The 4706-nt window shown below is 62.8% G+C and carries 3 protein-coding genes and 1 pseudogene; all 4 read left to right on the forward strand.

The annotated features are described in order from the left end of the window. A partial coding sequence (gene rsmB, locus WCA85_RS06780) for a 16S rRNA (cytosine(967)-C(5))-methyltransferase RsmB (protein WP_424062401.1) occupies positions 1 to 1311 on the forward strand: 1311 nt, incomplete at its 5' end. Next, complete coding sequence (locus WCA85_RS06785; protein ID WP_424062402.1) at positions 1308 to 1898, forward strand: DUF4390 domain-containing protein; 591 nt, start codon at positions 1308 to 1310, stop codon at positions 1896 to 1898. The genes rsmB and WCA85_RS06785, both read left to right, overlap by 4 nt. Further along, positions 1888 to 4305, forward strand: coding sequence for an ATP-binding protein (locus tag WCA85_RS06790; RefSeq protein ID WP_424062403.1), 2418 nt, complete (start codon positions 1888 to 1890; stop codon positions 4303 to 4305). The genes WCA85_RS06785 and WCA85_RS06790 overlap by 11 nt, the downstream gene beginning before the upstream one ends. Next, positions 4306 to 4706 (forward strand): annotated as a pseudogene (gene esaR, locus WCA85_RS06795) (response regulator transcription factor EsaR); the annotation flags it as partial.

Consider the following 4706-nt stretch of genomic DNA (forward strand, 5'->3'; position numbering starts at 1 on the left):
CAGGCGATCGGTGCCGTGCGCCTCGGTTCGGCGCTCCCGGCTGCGTTGCTGGCGGTATTCGTCGCCGCCCCTGAAGGCAGTGCAGCGGCGGCGCGCGGTGCAGTGCAGGATATCTCCTACCGGACCATGCGGCGTCTCGCGACCGCTGACTGGCTGATCGCGAAGTTGGTCCACAAGGCACCGCCGCCGCACGTCGGCAATCTGCTGGCCTGCGCGCTGACGCTGCTGACAGACGACGAAGAGGTCGCCGCCTACGCGCCGTTCACGGTGGTCGATCAGGCGGTCAATGCGATCGCCGCACGACGGGAGTTCGCCTTCGCGAAAGGCCTCGTCAACGCAGTGCTGCGCCATTTCTTGCGTGAGCGCGAGCAGTTGTTGAGCGAATCGGAGAAGGACGAGGTGGCCCGCTGGAACTACCCTGCCTGGTGGATCGACACGGTACGCCGCGCGTGGCCCGAGAACTGGCAGGACATCCTCGCGGCCGGCAACGTGCAAGGCCCGCTGACGCTGCGGGTCAATGCCCGTCGCTCGACTGTCGAAGCTTATTTGCAGGTATTGCACGACCACCATATCGACGCCACCCGTGCCGGTGAAGACGCGGTGCGGCTCGCCACCGCGATGCCCGTCGATCGGATCCCGGGCTTCAGTGCCGGTGTGGTGTCGGTACAGGATGCAGGCGCGCAACTCGCCGCCCAGTGGCTCGGGGCGCGCGACGGCATGCGTGTGCTCGACGCGTGCGCGGCACCTGGCGGCAAAACCGGCCATTTGCTCGAACTTGCCAATCTCAATCTGATTGCGCTTGAAAGCGATGCGACGCGCGCGCGTCGCATTGGCGAAAATTTGCAGCGGCTCGGCCTTTCGGCGGAAGTACGGATTGGCGACGCGGGTGCGCCGGCCAAGTGGCACGACGATATCGATCAACCCTTCGATCGCATTCTTGCCGACGTGCCGTGTTCCGCATCGGGCATCGTCCGGCGGCACCCGGACATTCGCTGGCTGCGGCGCGCCTCGGATATTCCGGCGCTGGTCGCCGAGCAGCGGCGCATTCTTGCGGCGCTTTGGCCGCTCGTGAAGCCGGGTGGCGAGCTGCTCTACGTGACGTGTTCGATCTTCCCGGACGAAGGCGAACTGCAGGCGCAGTGGTTTGGAAACAACTACCAGGATGCGGTACGATTGGACGCGCCGGGGCAACTGTTGCCCACAGCGGCCCGCGCGCCTGCCGACGCTCCGGACGGTTCCCATGCCGGACCGGAAACCGGCTCGAACCCAGATCACGACGGATTTTTCTACGCGCGCTTTCAGAAACGGTGACCATCAAACGCTTCTTTCCGCTTCGGCTCGCCGCCGTGCTCTGGATTGCGCTGGCCTTTTGGCTGGGCGGCCCGGGCGTCGCGCATGCTGATTCGATCGCGGTGCAGCGTGCATCGCTGCAGTCTGATGGCAGCGGTTGGACGCTCGACGCGCGGTTCGATTTCGAGCTGAACAGCAACCTTGAAGATGCCGTCAACAAAGGCATTCCGCTCTACTTCACAACGGATTTCGAACTCAGCCGGCCGCGCTGGTACTGGTTCGACGAGCAGCCGGTAAGTGTGTCCCAGAGCATCCGGCTCTCGTTTCAGCCGCTCACGCGTGAGTACCGCGTGTCGACAGGCGGTTTGCAACTCGGCTTCACCACCCTGAAAGACGCGTTGGCGGTAATCCAGCATGTCACGTCGTGGCATGTGATCGACCGCAATCAGGTGCAGAACGGTGAAACCTATACCGCATCCGTGCGCATGCAACTCGACATCGCGCTGATGCCCAAGCCATTCCAGATCGACGCCGTCAACAACCGCGACTGGAATCTTTCTTCCGACTGGAAGCGTTTTACTTTTACGGTGACCGAACGTGCTAAATAGAGTACGCGGTACCACCAGCGTCAGCAGCATCGTCGTACGCGTGCTGGTGTCGACGGTGGCGGTCACGGCCGTCCTGCTGCTGGTGTTGCTGGCCGCTGCGAGCGCCAACACCGAGTTCTTCGACCGTTACTATCAATGGTTGTATGCGGCCAACGTCGCGGTCGCGCTGATCTTCCTGATGGTCGTGACGGCGCTCGTCCTGATCATCATTTACCGGCTGCGCAAGGGGAAATTCGGCACCCGGTTGCTGGCAAAGCTCGCATTCTTTATGGCGCTGGTCGGCGTGGTGCCGGGCGGGATTATCTACGTCGTCTCGTATCAGTTTGTCTCACGCAGTATCGAATCGTGGTTCGACGTGAATGTCGAAACGGCGCTTACGTCCGGCCTGAATCTCGGGCGCGGCATGCTCGACGCGTCGCTCTCGGATCTGCAGACCAAGGGCCGTCTGATGGCTGAGCAGCTCGCCAGTGCTGACGCCGCCGGGACCACGCTGACGCTGTTGCGCCTGCGCGATCAGTTCGGCGTGCAGGATGCGACCATCGTCGAGCCGGTGCGCAGCATGTCGGGAGCGGCACCGGATATGCATGTGGTGGCGGAGGCATCGGGTAATTACGTGACGCTCGTGCCCAACGACCTGCCCACGCCCATGATGATCGAGCAGGCTCGCGGTCATGGCTTTGCTGCGATCGAAGGTGAGGTCGATGGCGATCCAAACGCAAACGGCGGCAAGGGCGTGCTGCGTTTGCGCGTCGTGCAGCGCATCCCGGACACCAATGCTTCGTTGCTGCAGCCCACTGAACGCTTCCTGCAACTGACCCAACCGGTGTCGCCAACGCTCGCGCGCAACGCCGACGCGGTGCAGCGCGCGTATCGCGAGTATCAGGAGAAGGCGCTGGGCCGGACCGGCCTGCGCAAGATGTATATCGGCACGCTGACACTGGCGCTCTTTCTCGCCACCTTCATTGCGATGATGCTCGCGCTTGCGCTAGGCAATCAGCTCGCGAGGCCGCTATTCCTGCTGGCTCAGGGCACCAAGGAAGTGACCGAGGGCGACTACACGCCAAAGCGCGAAATCAAATCGCGTGACGAGTTGGGCTTCCTCACGCAGTCCTTCAATGCAATGACGCGGCAGCTTTCCGAAGCGCGCGCAGCGGTCGAAAACAACCGGATCGCACTCGAGCACTCGAAAGCCTATCTGGAGAGTATTCTCGCCAACCTGACCGCGGGCGTGTTCGTGTTCGACCGGCAGTTCCGGCTCACCACGGCCAATCGCGGCGCCGAGCGGATTTTCCGCCAGCCGTTCCAGGCCGCGCTGGGTTCGGCGCTGGATCGCATCACAGTGCTAAGCGATTTTGGTGCAATGGTGCGCAAGGCTTTTGCCGACCGCGAGGCCGCGAGCGGCGATGGTCACGATGATCGCGGCCACTGGCAGCAACAGTTCTCGGTACAGGTGGCAGGCGAAACCGAACCGCTGACACTGCTTGTGCGCGGTGCGCGCCTCCTGTCTGCGACGGACCGCGATGCGGAAGATATGCAGACATCAGGCTACGTGGTTGTGTTCGACGATATCTCCGACGTGATCTCGGCACAGCGTTCCATTGCCTGGGGTGAAGTGGCGCGGCGCCTCGCCCACGAGATCAAGAATCCGCTCACGCCGATCCAGTTGTCAGCTGAGCGCCTGCAGATGAAACTCGCGGACAAGCTCACGCCGAGCGACGCGGATGTCCTCAAGCGCGGCGCGACGACGATCGTCAATCAGGTCGCGGCGATGAAGCAGATGGTGGACAGTTTCCGCGATTACGCACGCACGCCACCGGCGGTGCTTGCCAATCTGCAGCTCAACGAACTGGTCAGCGAAGTGCTCACGCTTTACGGCATTGAAGAAGGCAAGAGCGCGATCCACGTCGAGCTTGCCAGGTTGCCGGTGATTCGGGGCGATGCGACGCAATTGCGTCAGGTGATCCACAACCTGCTGCAGAATGCGCAGGATGCGGTGGCCGAGTCCGGGCATCCACGGGTTTTGCTCGAGACGAGGACAGTAGAATATGGCGATCCCGACGCAGAAGGCAAAGTGCGCGTCGCGGTGCGTCTGACCGTATCGGATAACGGACCGGGCTTCCCCGCGCGCATTCTGACGCGTGCATTCGAACCTTACGTGACGACCAAGGCCAAAGGAACAGGGCTTGGGCTGGCGATGGTCAAGAAGATCGTCGACGAACACGGCGCGCGAATCGACATTCGTAACCGGATGAGAGCCGGCGATGTGATCGAGGGCGCGCAGATTTCGATCCTCTTTCTTCAACTGGCAGACGATGATGCCGCGGCACCTGGCGCAGGGCCGCAGGCGGCGCATGGCAATGCGTCACAGGGAACGACAAAAGCAACAGTGCAGACAAGGGCAGCGTAAATGGCAACCATCCTGGTGGTAGATGATGAAATGGGCATCCGGGAATTGCTCTCGGAGATCCTGAGCGACGAAGGGCATGTCGTGGAGGCGGCGGAGAACGCACAGGAAGCGCGCGACTTCCGGCTGCGTCAGGCGCCCGACCTGGTGTTGCTCGACATCTGGATGCCCGACACCGATGGCGTGACGTTGCTGAAGGAATGGGCTGCGCAGGGGCAACTGACGATGCCAGTGATCATGATGTCGGGCCATGCCACCATCGACACGGCAGTCGAGGCAACCAAGATCGGCGCGCTCAACTTTCTCGAGAAGCCGATCGCGTTGCAAAAGCTGCTGAAAGCGGTCGAGCAGGGCCTCGCGCGCGGCAATCCGGCGCCCGCGGCGCCAGGTGCCGCGGCCAAGCC

The sequence above is a fragment of the Paraburkholderia sp. genome, assembly GCF_049581445.1.
Taxonomy (GTDB): domain Bacteria; phylum Pseudomonadota; class Gammaproteobacteria; order Burkholderiales; family Burkholderiaceae; genus Paraburkholderia.